This window comes from Prevotella amnii CRIS 21A-A, assembly GCF_000177355.1.
Taxonomy (GTDB): domain Bacteria; phylum Bacteroidota; class Bacteroidia; order Bacteroidales; family Bacteroidaceae; genus Prevotella; species Prevotella amnii.
In genome coordinates, this window is sequence record NZ_ADFQ01000084.1 from 1 (window position 1) to 16,427 (window position 16,427).

General features: G+C 40.1%; 20 protein-coding genes. 7 read left to right on the forward strand and 13 right to left on the reverse strand.

Going from position 1 to position 16,427, the window contains the following annotated elements; all coding sequences use genetic code 11:
* Positions 1-148 precede the first annotated feature (148 nt).
* The 7 genes from HMPREF9018_RS07285 to HMPREF9018_RS07305 all read left to right on the forward strand — a co-directional run bounded on the left by HMPREF9018_RS07285 (position 149) and on the right by HMPREF9018_RS07305 (position 3,899).
* Positions 149-472: a hypothetical protein gene (locus HMPREF9018_RS07285; protein WP_039864640.1), complete on the forward strand. Its 324-nt coding sequence runs from the start codon at positions 149-151 to the stop codon at positions 470-472.
* Between the two features lie 13 nt (positions 473-485).
* Positions 486-635 carry a hypothetical protein gene (locus tag HMPREF9018_RS11015; RefSeq protein ID WP_157794590.1) on the forward strand — a complete coding sequence of 50 codons (150 nt, stop codon included), beginning with the start codon at positions 486-488 and terminating at the stop codon, positions 633-635.
* On the forward strand, positions 632-829 hold the full coding sequence (locus HMPREF9018_RS07290; RefSeq protein ID WP_039864641.1) for a hypothetical protein: 198 nt from the start codon (positions 632-634) through the stop codon (positions 827-829). The genes HMPREF9018_RS11015 and HMPREF9018_RS07290 overlap by 4 nt, the downstream gene beginning before the upstream one ends.
* A 24-nt stretch (positions 830-853) precedes the next feature.
* The gene (locus HMPREF9018_RS07295) at positions 854-2,287 is read left to right on the forward strand and encodes a class I SAM-dependent methyltransferase (protein ID WP_008449984.1); all 1,434 of its coding nucleotides are present in this window, start codon (positions 854-856) and stop codon (positions 2,285-2,287) included.
* A 153-nt stretch (positions 2,288-2,440) separates the two neighbouring features.
* Complete coding sequence (locus HMPREF9018_RS11115; protein WP_008449991.1) at positions 2,441-2,590, forward strand: hypothetical protein; 150 nt, start codon at positions 2,441-2,443, stop codon at positions 2,588-2,590.
* 58 nt (positions 2,591-2,648) lie between these two features.
* A complete protein-coding gene (locus HMPREF9018_RS07300) occupies positions 2,649-3,104 on the forward strand; it encodes a hypothetical protein (protein WP_039864642.1) in 456 nt (151 codons plus the stop codon).
* A gap of 30 nt (positions 3,105-3,134) precedes the next feature.
* Positions 3,135-3,899, forward strand: a complete 765-nt coding sequence (locus HMPREF9018_RS07305) for a hypothetical protein (protein ID WP_008450028.1) — start codon at positions 3,135-3,137, stop codon at positions 3,897-3,899.
* Positions 3,900-4,040: 141 nt separating this feature from the next.
* Here the strand turns inward: HMPREF9018_RS07305 and HMPREF9018_RS07310 are convergent, their stop codons facing one another.
* The 13 genes from HMPREF9018_RS07310 to HMPREF9018_RS07370 form a co-directional block, all read right to left on the reverse strand.
* Positions 4,041-6,230: a hypothetical protein gene (locus HMPREF9018_RS07310; protein WP_008450009.1), complete on the reverse strand. Its 2,190-nt coding sequence runs from the start codon at positions 6,228-6,230 to the stop codon at positions 4,041-4,043.
* Positions 6,231-6,241: 11 nt separating this feature from the next.
* A complete protein-coding gene (locus HMPREF9018_RS07315) occupies positions 6,242-6,526 on the reverse strand; it encodes a hypothetical protein (protein ID WP_008449994.1) in 285 nt (94 codons plus the stop codon).
* Complete coding sequence (locus HMPREF9018_RS07320; RefSeq protein WP_008450020.1) at positions 6,526-7,377, reverse strand: M23 family metallopeptidase; 852 nt, start codon at positions 7,375-7,377, stop codon at positions 6,526-6,528. Before HMPREF9018_RS07320 ends, HMPREF9018_RS07315 begins: the two co-directional genes overlap by 1 nt.
* Positions 7,378-7,408: 31 nt before the next feature.
* Positions 7,409-8,761: a hypothetical protein gene (locus HMPREF9018_RS07325; protein WP_008450030.1), complete on the reverse strand. Its 1,353-nt coding sequence runs from the start codon at positions 8,759-8,761 to the stop codon at positions 7,409-7,411.
* 14 nt (positions 8,762-8,775) lie between these two features.
* Positions 8,776-9,555: an Lcl C-terminal domain-containing protein gene (locus HMPREF9018_RS07330; RefSeq protein WP_008449993.1), complete on the reverse strand. Its 780-nt coding sequence runs from the start codon at positions 9,553-9,555 to the stop codon at positions 8,776-8,778.
* Positions 9,556-9,715: 160 nt separating this feature from the next.
* The gene (locus tag HMPREF9018_RS07335) at positions 9,716-10,249 is read right to left on the reverse strand and encodes a hypothetical protein (protein ID WP_008450001.1); all 534 of its coding nucleotides are present in this window, start codon (positions 10,247-10,249) and stop codon (positions 9,716-9,718) included.
* Between the two features lie 11 nt (positions 10,250-10,260).
* A complete protein-coding gene (traN, locus tag HMPREF9018_RS07340; RefSeq protein WP_039864655.1) occupies positions 10,261-11,112 on the reverse strand; it encodes a conjugative transposon protein TraN in 852 nt (283 codons plus the stop codon).
* A 24-nt stretch (positions 11,113-11,136) separates the two neighbouring features.
* Positions 11,137-12,456 carry a conjugative transposon protein TraM gene (gene traM, locus HMPREF9018_RS07345; protein WP_008450022.1) on the reverse strand — a complete coding sequence of 440 codons (1,320 nt, stop codon included), beginning with the start codon at positions 12,454-12,456 and terminating at the stop codon, positions 11,137-11,139.
* Between the two features lies 1 nt (position 12,457).
* Positions 12,458-12,784 carry a hypothetical protein gene (locus HMPREF9018_RS07350; protein WP_039864643.1) on the reverse strand — a complete coding sequence of 109 codons (327 nt, stop codon included), beginning with the start codon at positions 12,782-12,784 and terminating at the stop codon, positions 12,458-12,460.
* A 20-nt stretch (positions 12,785-12,804) separates the two neighbouring features.
* On the reverse strand, positions 12,805-13,422 hold the full coding sequence (traK, locus tag HMPREF9018_RS07355) for a conjugative transposon protein TraK (RefSeq protein WP_008450036.1): 618 nt from the start codon (positions 13,420-13,422) through the stop codon (positions 12,805-12,807).
* Positions 13,423-13,434: 12 nt separating this feature from the next.
* Positions 13,435-14,625 carry a membrane protein gene (locus HMPREF9018_RS07360; RefSeq protein WP_008450044.1) on the reverse strand — a complete coding sequence of 397 codons (1,191 nt, stop codon included), beginning with the start codon at positions 14,623-14,625 and terminating at the stop codon, positions 13,435-13,437.
* A gap of 205 nt (positions 14,626-14,830) precedes the next feature.
* Positions 14,831-15,583 carry a DUF5045 domain-containing protein gene (locus HMPREF9018_RS07365; RefSeq protein WP_008450038.1) on the reverse strand — a complete coding sequence of 251 codons (753 nt, stop codon included), beginning with the start codon at positions 15,581-15,583 and terminating at the stop codon, positions 14,831-14,833.
* Positions 15,584-15,596: 13 nt separating this feature from the next.
* Positions 15,597-16,406 carry a hypothetical protein gene (locus HMPREF9018_RS07370; RefSeq protein ID WP_008450034.1) on the reverse strand — a complete coding sequence of 270 codons (810 nt, stop codon included), beginning with the start codon at positions 16,404-16,406 and terminating at the stop codon, positions 15,597-15,599.
* Positions 16,407-16,427 lie beyond the last annotated feature (21 nt).

Consider the following 16,427-nt stretch of genomic DNA (forward strand, 5'->3'; position numbering starts at 1 on the left):
AGCCAGTACTCTTACCTTGCACATAAAAGGTTCGAGATGACGGTTACACCGGAATAAAAAAAAGTTCGGGTCGAAGATCCAAAAAACCTTTTAAGGTTGAGAATCAGGATGCCCGAAATTAATTATAAACCCTTTAACACTCGATGTTATGAACAAAAGATATATTTTCGCTGTTTACGTTAACGGCAAGGTCTACAAAGTCTATGATTGGTTTTGTGGGACGAATAGAGAAATGAAATTGCAAGCGTGTGCATTATGCGCTGGTGTACGTGCTTTCAAAAAGAATGCTGGGATATTAGTATATAAACTGCAAGAGGAAGGGATTTTCCTTGTATGTCATAGCGTAAATTTTAATAATAGCTGGTATATACATCAATATGCTTTCCCTCTTTCCACAGTAGATAATTTTCAGATGTTACCTGATATACTGAACGGTAAGGTTAATGATAATAAAGAAATAATCAACAAATAAACAACAAAAGATTATGAAACAAGCAAATCCTAAGAAGCGAACGTATCGCTATTGTGTGAAATGCGGTCATGCAGTACAATATGAGAGGATTTTGGATTATCCTTTCTACTGCCCACATTGTGATGAAAATATGTATAACTTTGAAACATACAGAAGAAGATGAGCTACAAGGCAAAAGCAAGAGTAAAGGTTGTTACCGAAGCGGGCAAATGGTGTTTGGCCGAGGTTAAGGGACTCAAAGAGAGAACTATTGTTGAGGGTATATACAACCCTCTGAACAGGGCGTTCGACTTCTACTGGAACGGTGAGGGGGCAATGCTTTGGATTGGCGAGAATGGAGAATTGATAGACGAATAATCAGATAATTAAAAATAAGACACAATGAACGTTTTTACAAATAACGCAGATTTCTACCCTACACCTGTAGAGGTAATAAACACAATGATGATGGGTGAGAGCTTTGTTGGTAAGACAATTCTTGAACCATCTGCAGGCAAGGGAAACATTGTAGACTGGCTTAAAGCAAATGGAGCTGGTAGAGTGATTGCATGTGAAAAGGACGAAAACCTAAAGAAACTGCTGACTGACAAATGTGATATTATTGCAGATGACTTTCTTTCTGTTTCTTCTGAGCAGATAAGTCATGTAGATTATATCGTAATGAATCCGCCTTTTTCTGAAGGGGCTAAGCATATCTTACATGCTTTTGAAATTGCACCTGCAGGATGTACAATTATTGCGTTGTGCAATAGTAGTAATCTTGATAAAGGCTGGGAATATAATGCTACTAAAGAAAAGCTCATAGAAACAGTTAAGCTGTATGGATGTAAGGAATACCTTGGCGACGTGTTTAGCTGTGCGGAAAGACAGACAAAGGTTAATGTTAGCATGGTAAAGCTCTACAAGGAGGGCGAGGGAGTTAATGAGTTCGACGCTTATATGTTCTCTAATGAGGCTGATATTCTTGATGCAAACGAAACAGAAGGATTAGTACAGTATAACGTTGTGCGTGACATGGTTAATCGTTATATTTCTGCTGTACGCCTTTTTGATGAAACGATGGCTGCTGCCGAGAAGATTAATGCTATTGCTTGTTTTAATGGCGAAGGAAACCGATTCCTGCCTGTAAAATTTGCAGTTGTAGATGGTTCAAATGCTGTGGTACATGTAAGTCATCAACAATATAAGAAGGCTTTGCAAAAGTATTATTGGAGGTTGATTTTTGATAAGCTCAACATGGAAAAATATGCTACACAGAAATTACGTGAGCAGATAAATAAATTCGTGGAACAGCAAACAAATGTGCCTTTCACCATGCACAATATCTACCAGGTACTGAACATGGTTATGCAAACCACAAAGCAACGAATGGATACAGCTCTATTGGAAGCGTTTGATATGATTTGCTCTTTCTCTTCTGAAAACTCTACTGCCGGAGAGACGTGGAAGACAAATGCTAACTATATGGTGAATAAGAAGTTTATTGTGCCTGATATGACTTCATACGATGCACGGTGGCCAACAGCTTTTGTACAGCGCAGCTATACAAGTCATGATACAATGATGCAAGACGTGATTAAAGCTCTTTGCTATATTACTGGAGAGAATTATGATGCTATACCTGATATAGGACAGTTCTTGTATGATAATAAAATCCAATGGGGCACTTGGTTTAATTGGGCTTTCTTTAGAGTGAAGGGCTTTAAGAAAGGTACAATGCACTTTGAGTTCTTGGATGAGAAAGTATGGATAATGTTTAATCAAGCTGTAGCAGAACAAAGAGGGTGGGTTCTTCCAAAGAAGAGAAAGAAATAATTGCGTGTACAGGGAGGCTACAAAGCTCTTACAGCCTCCCTAAAATAAAAGACTTTGACGTATTTAATAAGAGAAATATTTTGTAAACTGAAAATAAATTAATAACTTTGTAAGTAGTTATTACTGAACTTAAATGATAGAAAGGAAATTATTATGTTTGAATTAGCAGTATGTGCCTGCATCTTTGGGGCAGGAATAAAGGCGGCACTTGGCGGTGGTAATAGCCGTAAGAGTGGCAAAAGAAATAGCAATTATAAGGATGCTATGGGGTGGTCACATGATCATCATCAGAAGTTGTTCTAAAATAAATTATTAATCATGGGTACGCTTTTCTTAGCGTACTCATTAACGTTTATAGGTTATGAAGAAGATAAGACTTTTCCTTATAGCTATGCTCATGTGTATGGTGATAAATGGAATGGCACAAGCTAAAAATACACCTGATACACAAAAAGATTATTATATGTACTCATGGATACAGGTGCGAGGTGCAAATATGTCAAATGGAGAACATTGTTTTGTTATACTAATTTCTTCAGGGAATGGCTCAAATTATAAACCTTCTATTTTAAAAAATGAAGAAGGGAAATCAATTCTCTTTAATAGTCAGATAGACGGGCTCAATTATCTAACTTTACAAGGATGGGAACTATTTCAGCCAAGAACTGAAGCAAAAATTAGTAATTGGGTGGCACGTAAGAGAGTCTCACGTGAAGTGTTAGCAAATACCGTAAAATCAAACACCTTTTACTCTGCAGAAACTCCTAAAGTACAACTTGATATGGCAGAACAAGCTGCTCATATTGATTACGAATAATTCTCTTACTCATTAAAACATATCTATAAAATGAAAACAATTAAAACATTGCTCCTTTTCCTATCTCTGATAGCTGGAGGAATGATTAATACTATATCTGCACAAGAAGTAACTGTTGCAGAACCGGATACGACATCTGCTGATCTATTTTATATTGTAACAGAAAGCAATGACTTAAAAGCTCTTCCTTATGAGATGGGAGAGATTAAAACGCATAAAAATAAATTTGGCAAGATAGCATCTATCATTGGAAATGTTGCCTCTGCAGCAGGTGTGGTGGGTAACCTTGGTATAATAGCTTCTGCACATACAGAGTCTCTGAACGGACTACTTACAAGTATGCAAGTCATGAACTCTGCTTACAGTGTAGGAGATTTAGCTGGTATTGCAAATAATCTTGCAGGCGCAGAAGGTCAAGACTTGACGTTTAATACACCCCACTCTAAGACGGTTTTTCTTGGTACTGGTAAAGATTTGAATATCATAGCTGCCCTTAGATGCAAAGATAGGGAAACAGCTATTACAGCTTTTAAGATTGTTCGTTTTAAGACAACAAAGAGTGACAGACGGCTCCATTGGTTACAGACCAAGGCATCACTTATTAATACAGAAAAGGCAGACGATGCTAATAAAGCTGGTTATCTTTCCTTTGGATATAAGAGTTATGGTGATCACTCTTCTCTGTTGACTGTACCAGCAGCACAACTTCAGAAAGGTGAATATGGAGTTTATTTCCTTGGAAATATGTTCGGTGTAAACCATGCAATTCTGTGTTACACTTTTGCTATAGAGTAAAAATAATGTATTTAATATAGTCTCAATTCAAATACTGGGTGGGGAAGAATTTTCATCTCCACTTTTTTATTATAGTAAACCCCCACCGACGCAACTCTTCTACGCCAGCAGGGGTGCTAACAAGCATTGATAGTAAAGAAATTATTTCAATCCATAACCTCGCTGTTGTTCTTGTTCTTCCTGTGAAGCTAAAGTTCTGTTATAGCTGTTAGCAGCTGAAGCTCTGTTTTCGTCATACTTTCTTAACACAGCATTTGCAAGCGTGTTCAAAGGTAGGGCTTTTTTTTCAAATGCGTCTACTGCTGTGTCAGAAATATTTATAACAACAGGTTGATTGTCTATATCTGCTATTAATGATCGCCCTTTCAATGCCACATTGCTTAGACGTGGGTTGAGTGGCTCATCATCATATTTCTTATAGTTTTTCCTGGGAGCTGATGGCTGGGGAACTCCTAACATTTCATGACCTGCATTGTTTAGGAGATTCATGCCTCCAAATCCGAGGAACATTAACTTTAATAGTGGGTTCTTACTAAATAGACCTGCTGCAATAGCTGCTAATGGTATAATATTGTTCCCTAATGTAAAGGACTCATTCCTACCAGTAAACATACCGATAAGCATATCAGGAAGCATAGCTATCACATAGCCTAAATTCTTTGTGATATTTCCAAAATCATTTAGCCCTGCCTTTTCTAAGTAAGGCCCCCATCCTGCTGTACTTGGTGCTACAGGACCCTCCTGTGGTACGGTCGGGGGTACATTCTGATATGGTACGGTATTGTTTTGAGCTGAAGGACTCATTGTGCTACTGATTATAGGCTGTTGCTTGGAAGGCTCTATCGAGGATGTTTTAAATTTAGGCTGATGATGGGTCGTGGTTTGCTTATTGAAAGCGGCAGCCCTAACAGCTTTTCTCTCTGCAGTGGCTTGATCGATAAGAACTGCTGCCTTAGCGTAGTCTCCAGCACGCTGTGAGACCTGTGCAAGTGTCATATTCTTACCGTTTATATTATATACTCGTAAACCTTGCGCGGACATCTGTTTGGCTATAGAGAGAAACGAACTAGAGAAGGCACGACACTGCTTCGATGTTTTATGTAACATCCATCCAGGAATTGTAGCTTTGTCTTTATAAGGGAGGGCCTGACTGCTTAGCATGGTAGCTACAGACTTTAGGAGTTTCCTTGAATTGCCTCTTGCCTCTGTTAAAAGGTGGTTTGAATCCTTGTAAGTAACAGTATTACTTACATGAGGACGCATAGGAGCAACCTTTATCTTTTTACCTAAGCCATCATTGATATTTGAGATATACTCTGTACCATTCCTCTTATACCTAGCACCTTTCTTTTGATAGTTGTTTAGAGTGTCTTCATTGCCAAACACTGTTTTACTATAAGACTTTTTTGCCGTGTCAATTCCAACCTTTGATGAAGCCCAATAGTTAAGCCCTGAATCTATAGCAACACTGGTAGCCAAGCCTTTGAAATAAGATGCCTTGGAAGCTACTTTTAAAGCTGAATAATCTGTTAGCCAGGAACCAGCTTTTATGATACCTTTTCTTGCAAGGAGATTACCCGCCCTTTTAACGGATCCCTTTACTGGAACAGCAGCTAAAGTACCCATTCCGTCAAGAGCTGGGGCATCTAACACAGCTCCAAAAACGAAAGCACTTGCTTTCTCTTTCTTCGATGGATTATATAGCTTGTTGCCTAAATCATGTGCTGCTTCCTCTGCTGGAGAAAGATTACGAGCACGCATAAAGCGTTGTCCTAAGGTTATCATTAAAGAACTATTGGCTGCTTCCTTCAAAATATACTCCATAGAGGATCTTGGCATATTTACACGAGCCAAGTGGAGTTTGACAAGTTCAATAAAGCGTATCTGTCCATAGTGAACAGCCGGGTCTACGAGCTTCTGTCCTTCTGCTTTGCCTAAGGCTTCAGCTACTCTGATATATCCCTTTGTGCCTAATTTGGCAACCAGGGATTCTCTGTATCTGTCAATGAGGTTTCCCCAGTCCTTTTGAAAATTCTTATTGGAGACAATCTTGTTGACCACACCATCTATGAAATTATCGAGATTCTTCTTACTCCATTTCCCTGATGATTGGGCTACAATATTAGAGGCCTGTACACGCAGCATGGGCTGCATGACGGAACCTGCACCGTAATAAGATGGTATATCTTCATTATAGGCTTTATTAAACTCCTCTTGCTGCTTGCGTTGGTAATAGTTATAGTCTTTCGTAATAATAGGTGCACAATATCTGCTGAAGTATTGACCGAAGCAATACTCCAATTCTCCGAAATGTTGGTTCTTATTTGCCATAAAAGTAGATATTATATGCCTAATAACTGTTTACGTGCCTGTTCGATAGCTTTATGACAGACATTCATTTGTTTTGGATAGAAACGTGCTAGCCAATCGTCAAGTAAGATTTCGTCATTGATAAATTTGAGGGCTAACTGACGGTTTATCTCTATAGCCTTTTCTCCTTTGACACGCCCATTGAACCACGCCTTGGTCCAGCAACGTGTACCTGGCGTATCAAAGTAGACGGAGGCTTCACGGCTGATGTCATAGCTATGTATATCTATGTCTAGATTTTCTAGAGGATCAACCATCATGCCGTTTGAGGCAGCTTCTTCAGAAAGTTTTTTTTTTGCGTCTCATCCCACGAAGAAGGATAGATTCCTTGACGCAACGCTAAAAAGTTAAGGAAGTCTTCTATAAGAATTTCCTGTATCTTTTCAACAAGCGGTGCACTTCGATCAGACAGACCGAGTGGATTACTCAAATTGGGAATACTCTCATAGAAGTAATTCTTATTAGCTGCTTGTGAAAGGATATTCCGCAGAGAAGATTCCATCTTCTTAGGTGGAGTATAGACCTTTGTGCGAAGTTCATTCATATAAGTAGGCAAATAGCGGAGCATTAAAGCTATAATCTCATCATGGCAGTTATCATACTTGGTTGTAATCTTTTTGCTACCTAATTTTTCATTGGTGGGCTGTTGAGAGATACCCATAGCTGCTAACTGCTGTATATTTGCCCATATCATAGCAAGAAAGTTTTCAGGATTGAGTTCCTTACCATTAAAGCGTACTCCTAAGTGAAGGAAATCGCCTGCATGAGCTATCTCTTGTCCTGCTTTGACATTTGTACCATAAGGGCTATAAGCCTCTGATACGTGACCATAAGTAATCTCGTACTTTCCATAACGTGTGATAATATAATTCTCATGTACAGCGTCATGACCTGCACCGATGACCATACCGCTTGCTATAGCATAGAGGGGACGATCTTTAATGGCATAGTCTATACCTTTATGTTGGAATCTTTCTCCAGTCTTTGGATGTGTCTGCTCACCGAAAGGAAGAATAACACTTAATTCTTCCTTATCTTCAAGTGTAAAGGGCATCATAAAACCACTTGCCGACTCTAAGAGCATATCCTTATAATCTGTCATTTCCATAATTTATACTTGTTAGTTTAACTGAATTTTCTTACTTAATGCCACGTGAACGATGAATAGTCGGCTCTTCCTCGGTCGGCATCTCTAACTGTAGACGTGGGCGATCTTCTGACATAGTAGGTGCGGTGGCATAGCGCGGCATTTGCTGCAGGGGTTGGTTCGCTGGCTGACGATGGTTGATATTACGCATAGTCATACCACCTAACATCAAACTGGCCATCTTACCTAACCAACCGAAAGGACCAAACATCATATAAGAAGACAGGGCTAGAGATGCTAAGTTCATCTTGGAGACATTACCACCTGTTAGCTCATGTGAGATTTGATTTACACCATTCATCATAGTTCCAGTAATGCCTCCCTGCTGAACTTGCCTTCCTTGCATACCTTGTGGAGAACTTTCTCCCATCATCTGTGACGTTGATGGGTATTGTGGAGTTGTAGGGTCATAGTAACCACCTGTACCATTAGTAACCATTCCGTTACCAGTAAAATAGCTTCCTATTTGTTCCTTTCCTGACTCATAGAGATTAGCACCTTCTCCTACAACAGAAGAAACACCGCCTTTAACGCCTTGATATAGTCCTACTGCTTCACCTTCGATAGCTCCCATCTGATCCCTGAACTTATCATAACTGCCTTCTCCAAAGAGAACATCTGTTAGGTTGCTCATCATACCGACCTCTTGTCCTTGCTTATCGACTTTCTTGCCTAGTGTAGTCTCACCTAAAACACCAATAAGACCCTTTTTAGTTGCTTCATCACCACCCATGGCTTTCATCAAATCAGGAAGAAGGGTACGACCTGATATTTGATGATAAGCAACAGATGAGAGGATAAAACTGGCTACAGGGTGTTTGGCTGTGTACTTTGCATATTGCCCTGCCCAGCCGGCTGTCTTATTGATAATCTTACCACCTTCTGAATAACCGACCTTTGCTGCTCGCTTCAGTGCCTCCCTATTGAGAATTGCTGCTCTCTTGGCAGTCTCTCCGGAAATCTTCTCACCCATCTTAATACCCTGAACGATGGTTTCGCCTGCCGATTTTGAACCATGAAGAGCTACTTTTTCAGCATTTAAGGTGATTCTACCTCCAATATGTTCCGCTGTCTTAAAACCTGTCTTAAACTTAGGAAGGGTCTTTTCCCAAGCCTTAAAACCGGACTCCACCTTAACAGTTTTTTCACCCATAGACTCAATCCATTTGGCATAATTAGCCTTGGAAGCATATCGCCCTTCTTTCATGGCAGCATTAGCCAATGCCCTTCCGACGGACTTCTCTGCATTTTTAACAGAATTTTCTGCTATTTTTACGCCAATTTTTGCAAGAGGTTTCTCTGCAGCTTTAGTAGCTGCTTTACCGAGTTCTGTTAACCATCCCATAAGTGTAGATATTTTTAGTTACCATAATTTATTTGTATAATAGCACGTGCCTTGTGTTTCTCTGTCTTTGGTGTCTCTATGATACCACCATTAGCTGCAGAGCAAAGCCATGCCTGCTTTCCATTGTTATCAGCAACTTCCGTAGATGTCCAATACCAACAATCACCATCTAAAGCTATAGGCGTGCCTCCTAACTGCTCAATGATGGGATTTAATACTTTTGCTGAAGCAATGAGTAAACGCTGCTCTGCAACGCTGGGTAGGTAATCACTCTGCCCTCCTCCATGAAAATGAAAGAGTTGCATAGCAAGAGGACTGCCTTTCTTAGTTTCTGTAAGATAGCTATTTTGCATAGATCGTGTATTGGCAACACCATCAAAAGCCGTAAGGCTTCCACTTGTGCCATTAGATAAACCGAGTGAGTCACAGAACGCATTATTGATTTCTTCTAACATAACAGCCATAAGAGGATGATCTTTTGTCTGCTCTGCAAAGACTACACCAATACCTTTTTGTTTGCTTTGACGGAAATAGTCTTCAGGGCGCATACAACTATGGTCTTCACATAAGACATAGCCTACATGAATCGTATTGTCTTTTGGCTCATATTCATCACATGAGTTAAAGCCAACGAGCATTGTGCCCATTATAACTAAACACCAGTTATAATACTGCTTTCTACTGTGTGAACGCTGGTGATGAACTTTGTAGGCTATACTTATAATCCTACGAATAAGTTTCAGCACACGTAAGATAGATATGCTCTTTCTTTTTGATTGTGTTACTTTAATCATATTACTTAACTTAACTTTTCTAGAATATAATCTTGTAAGATATCATGCTTTTCTATAAACTTTCTTGTTGTAATAAACATATATGATTCAAAAGGCATGATGACATCTTCAAGCACATGATCTGATAAAGGAATTATATTCATAACTATACCTCTCTTAATTATAATGGAATCTTTACGCCAAGGGTGGCTCCAGTACGGAAGAGATCTTCGCCTCTTAACGATACATCTTCTTTAACTTGAAAGAATACACTCCATCCATTATAGAGATTGAACGTGTGCTCGTAGCCAAGTGTACCAACACCTACTGCCTGGTGTAAATCGCTACCTCCACTAACTCCTATTCTTAGGTTGCCGTGGTAGTTTTTACCTCGCACAACGCAAGGTTTATAGGCAAGTCCCACTGTCCACATATTATAACTCTTCCAAAAAGAGTTCTTTGTGATATAACCTGCTTCGGGATCTTTGTCATACTTGATATAGTAGCTAGCAAAGTACTCCATCGCATTATGATAGTTCATTTCATGCTCATAAGCTATCGTACCTTCTAATCCTTTCGGATAAGAGGCTCCTATATCTATCATAACGTGATCGACATCAGTCTGTGCATCAGCTTGAAGAGTAGGATAACCGATGAAACAGAGTAAAAGGATAAATGCTTTTGATACGATGGTTTTTATTCTAAAATGTTTCATAAGGTTCCTTTCTATTGCTCTTTTAGTAACAGTGTATCGAAAGAATCTGCACTAAGCACATCTTCATAGTCTAACGTCAAAGAGATAGTACGACCGCTAATCTGCTTTTCGGACAATTCTAAGGAGAGTACCTTATCATTAGGGAAGGTCATCTTCTTTAGGACTATCACATTACGATATCCATTGCGGAACCTAACAGAACGGTCAAGAATGAAAGCTGGCTTTAACTCAATGACCTGTACATTAGTTGATTTTTCTTGCTTCTTATCTTCGAGTTTCACTCGGAGTTCATCAATATCAAAAGGTAAATTGGTCTTATTCTCTATGGAGAAGTCTATGAAAAAGTATTCTCCCACTACATAGATATTATTCAAACGCATCGTCATTTTATCCTTTTTTGTCGATGTGCTACGATATTTAGCAGGAGAGTTCCATACTTTCATCGCATAAGCTGCCATATCAGTGGTAGACATACTAACCTCTGGATTATGGAAGGCATTGCGCTCGACAAGCTCGACCTCCTTATCCGTAACGGCCTCTTGCAGGCGGTGGGTATAGATAAGCGCATACTGTACTCTGTAACGCTCGGTGATAATGGTAACAATACCTAAAAGCTCACCGTCACTGTGGTTACCACTCTTGGGTTTGATACGGATAACATTGTTTAAGGGCTTATCACCAGCTACTGAGTCGGTAGAGATATCTACTAAACGGATAGGCTCGGAAGCGGTGATGATAGTGGAGACGTTTTCATTTACAGTAAGAGCTTCCATATCTGAATAAGTCTTCTGTGCATGTACAGCCACAAATATAGTGGTGCACATGGTAAAGAGTGCGAAGAATCGCTTCTTAAAAGTTTTCATGTCTTTATTTTTTCTTTTTATCATTTAATTTCTTTGTTTCTTTTCTTTACCACTTCCATCTATCAGATAAACGATGGTGCCGTATTTCAGTTTTACTCTGTTTCTACGAACAACCTTATTTGCAGCATTCATCATCTGCTGTGAAGCGTTCTGCACTGCTTGATTTGCCCAACCTTTGATGCCTGTAGAAGAGGTGCTATTATTTACAATGTTTGTACCACCTTGAGTAACAGAACCTAGTATCTCTTTCGAGGTTTCCTTGAAAGTGGAGAGTGGAACGTAAAGACCTTCTTGACCGTCAGTATCATAGATAGACAAACTCACTCGAATAATATCATCGTGATAAAAGATACTTTGTACATTTCCTTTTACTCTCTGCTGCCCGAAGCCTGATAACTGGGCATAGAGGTAGGTGCCTTTCTTAATAGTAAGATCACCAATCTCTACATCATCGAGTAGACGGAGACGTACACGACTGCCTTCTTGTGCCTTGACGTTTTCATCAATGATGGCTTTAATAAGCTTAGACTCTTCAGCTGAAGAAGAGGTGATTGTGTTGAAGTATTCGGAAGCGGTCTTTACTTTCTTAACGACCTTTTCAACTTCTTCTTCTGTCTGACTACTTTCTGTTGACTCTTTATTTGAAGGTGTAGAGCCGTCTGTATGGTTACTGTCGCTTCCATAGTTATTAGCACTACTATTGTTAGTGCCTAATCCTGCAGTGGGTAGTCCATCTTCGTTCTCATAACCATTATAAGGACCACTGCCATTATAGTCAGTGCTTCGTGAGGAAGAATTGCCTTCCCTAAAGCCTCGGAGATCTTTTTTAATCTGCTCTAATTGACGCTGTCGTCTACGATCCTCATATTGTTCTATCTCGGAATCAGAAACAGGGGCAACGAAGTTGTCACTTGATGCTCGACGTGATCCACCACCTTGACGAACACGCTGCTGCATACTACGGATCTTGCGCTCTTCTTTCATCTGTGCCAGCTGTTGCTGCTGGCGGATTCGCTCGGCTTCTTGCTCGCTATATTGCGACTGATAGTCTTCTTTCTTATTGATAGAATCACGGTCGTCTTCTACATTCCCTACTCCTGATAGGTCATTAATCTGACCATACTCTCGCTCGGCATTATCTAACTTACCACCAAGTACACTGTCGGTATTGGCTTCGGGAAGATCGGAATTGAGATAATCCGTAGTCTTTAGGCGTGGATCTTTGTCAGAGACATCAGTTTGAACCATGTCTATGGCAAAATAGCCTATGAATAAGACTATTGGATAGAGTATGGCTGGAAAGACATATTTCTTATCCCTAAAATTTATTTTCTTTACATCCATGTTATCTTTTATTTATGATGTGACGTTGACGTAATGCTGAATCGACTTGTTCTACAGCGGTAGAACGATGTTTCTTGGAAGCGTTGTAACTGCGTACCATGCCAATGATGTTAAGCGCAAAACAGCCTATAACAATACCAAAAACAAGGGCCAAGAAAGCCTTACTGTGTCCGTTAGCCCATATTTGTATCTTCATAGCAAGCCAATTCATGCCTGTCTTGTCGGCAAACTGCCTGCCTGCTTCTACTTCTCGTTCATAACGGTCTTTATATTTTGGATCGTTCTTATCGGGCATTGGTTCGCCCATAATCATTTTCTTTATTCCCATAATTTTGCTTGCTTGATAAGTTAGTAATTAGCTTTCTGTGTCTCTGAAAGGTCTTTATTGGCTATTGTGCGCCAGTTATAGATAAGGAAACCGTGAGGGTTGTTCTCGGTACGTGGCACACGACGGAGCTTACCAGCCGTAATAAGCTGGCGCATGAGGATACTCGTGCGTCGCTCGATACGCTGGCGACCATAGTAAGTGAAAGACATATCTTTCTTATTTAATTTGATGGAGTCACAGAAGATGCTGCATATCGTACTCGTTCCAATAATGTTGTTATAAAAGCCGTTCTCCTTCAGGGTATTGTACTGGGCCAGTCCTGATTCATCAATCAAGTACATTGCTTTCTTGATGGTGTAGTCGATATATTTATCATCAGGAGCCAAGGTGAAGAAGAGATTATGGAACATCTCGATATGACTCTTTGCTTCTACATCAAAGGTCTCATCCATCGTAGTCTGCTTGACTAAGATAGGGACTGTACCGTCAAGAACATAGATCTTCTTGTGGGCATCGGCTACCATTCCTCTTGCTGCAAAAATACTACCTAGGCTAATGACGATACAGCCAATAAGGAAGAGACTTGAAACGATTAAGACGAGCTTTATCTTGTTTTCTAATTTCTTTAATACTGCCATAACTTTTCTACTTTAAAAAACTTTACCCATAACGGACATTGCACTTCCCTTAACGGAAGATGCTACACCTTCACCGAAGTTTCTCGTTGAGAAGGCTGTGTCGCCTTCAGGAATCATCCAGGCTGCAAGGTCAGGAACTAAGTTAAGACATCTTAATGCTACTACTGATGCAGCAAGGAGATAACCGCAGGTAAGGAAAGCACTTTGTACATAACCATTGATAGTACCTTGTGAGGAGGTGATAGCAGTGAGGTTCTCAACTTGAATACTGATAACTATGTCAAATAATAAAAGTACATAGAAGCCTACGAAATAGAGCATAGCTCCATAAAAATGAACCGTTAAGTAGCGGATAAGCCACTTTGCCCAGGCTCCTTCCCACTTGGGCAGTACGGAGAAAGCCCATTGGATAGGACCAAAGATAGTGAGCATTCCTAGAAGTATCTGCTGGCAGAATATGGTTGCCCACCAACCGACTCGGTATAATACCAGTGCAAGGAACATCATGATCTTATCAAAGGCGATGACAAGGCCTGCAAAAGTAGACTTCTTTTCGGCTTTATCAGCATCTTTTGCAGTTGCAACTGAAGCCGAAGCACCGCCACCAACTTCAGACAAAGCATCCATACTTTCTGTTTTACTAATATATTTGCTGGCAGCTTCAACTTCTGCAGCCTTCTCATACATATCATCACGCTTCTTGATTAGAGGCATGAGTTCATTGTATTTCTCACTGACCTGGGTTGCTTCAGCTTCATAGAGGTCGTGTGTATAGCTACCTATACAGTTTGGAATATACGCCAACGCATCAAGGATGCTCGCATTGCTGCTACCCATACCTGTCATGCTTGGGGGGTACCAAAATATCATGACTAAAGCTATACCCATTACTTTGAGTATTTTGAAAACATCAATAGGCTCGCCTTTGACCATCATCTTATAAGCTATATTGGCTCCTACAATGATGGAGAAGAGTGCGCCTAAAGCCATACTCATCTGCAAGATCCACCAAAATGGACCTTGATTGCCAATAAAATCAGGATTACATAGGAACTCGTTGGTCTGGAACACAACATTGTCTATGTCCTCCTCAAAGAGGTCTACACCAATGGTTTGGGATAGGTCAGAAATCGTACTGCTTAATCCTTCTACGCCTCCTGCTAATCCGCCTTGGGCGGCTAAAAATAATGTGCTGATTAACATAAATTCCTTTCGTTACTTGTTAGCATTAATATTTATTTTTACTTATTTCTTTTATTGTCCCTTTTTTTTTATATCACCTGGCTTCGCTCTTTCAGGGGGTTTCTCGCCCCCTATACCCCTCGGTGTATTCCTGGTATAGATTATTAAGAAGGCATCTTACCAAGATGATTTTGTGGGGATGAAGTTGCTGTTAGTTCGTTTTACATCATTTTCTCTTTCCTCCTGGAGAAAAACCGTCTACCGCCATGGCTGCCTTCCAACGATTCATAGCGTCAAAAGCAGTGGTACGAATAGAAGTCAATCGCTGGGGTGGTTTGCTGTTCTTTTGCATATCCTTGGCTCTCTTGATACTATTCCAAGTCAAAAGAAGTTGGGTGAGATGATAGTTCCTGCTTACAATGTCTTTGTAGATGGCGAGGTACTCTCGTTTCTTCTTACCAGAGTCTTGATAGGATTCTCGTGTGACCTTGATGGCTGTCTGTATACAGTTGTAGATATTCTTCCACTGACGATAGTCTTCTGATGTTCCACCATAGGGCATGATATTGTTGATATTACTTTGAAAAATGGATAGCTTACCTTCTATCTTGCTTTTCTCAACTGGCCATGCTGTATCAGTCAATGGCTGGCGGTCGATAATATTCATCGCTTCTACCTTGGCACGACGCATGGTTACAGATTTAATGCTGTCTGCATAGACTTTCTCATCGGCAACTCGTGCTTTCATGTGAATACGGAACAGCAGTTTGTTCTCTACATTGGCAGTACGCTGATATTGCTTGTGTAAAATATTATAGTAAAAACGTGGAGTGAGTGCACCTGCACCAGTCTCCATAGTGGTGAACTGCTGCATGATATATTCCTCGTGCTTCTTGGTTACCTGTACATAACCCTGACTGAATACAGAAAGGGTTAGGCTAAGCAATATGGATAGTATGTATATTCTCTTTCTCGGCATGATAGCTTTCTTTTTAATTATAACGTCTTCCTCCTATTAAACCACCACCGCCTAAAGGCTCATGGTAGTATGATTTGTGCCTTTCTAAGCACTGAAAGGCTTCCTTTGAGTTGCCTAACCAGCGTCCTAGAGCATCGCTTGCAATGTCTTTGATACTACGAGCCAGGTAATAATCTTTTTTCCAAAAACCCATCCTAACTGTCATATATGCCCATAGCTCCATATAAGCGTTTCGGATAGAGGCTTCAATATTGTCAATACAGAGATTGATGTCATCCAAAATCAACATCATATCTGCTGTGGTACAATTTCTTTTACCTATTATGATAGCTGCAAGCTCTACATAAGATTTCCATAAACGGTTTGCTTCATGGGATACACCCTCTACTGCTCGTTGACTGGTATAGAGAATGGTGGTGTCACTCGTCCAAACGGCTCCATGAAGTAGTATCTCTTTTGTATAGGTATCAAGGAGTTTATAATAGGAGGTGAGATTTCTCTTACAGTTTTGGAAACTGTTATAGGTGTGAAAGCCTGTTGCTGTGGCATTCAAAATGAGGTCTATCTTATCAAAGCATTTTCTGTATTTATCTAACCGTTTAGCTACCGCTTCATGATCCTCCATTGTTTTCATGCTCTTCTTGTGATACGCTCGTACACCCTCCTCGGCAAGCACACGTAACTCTAATACTGCCTTGATGGTCTTATGATTATAAATCATGGCTTCTAATGAAACTTGATCAGTAGGCATATTGGATGCACTCGTTCCTCTTGGAAGAGCAAGGCAAAGGGCAATGAGTAATATGTATAAGCATTTGTTCATATATGCTATGCTTTTTATCTG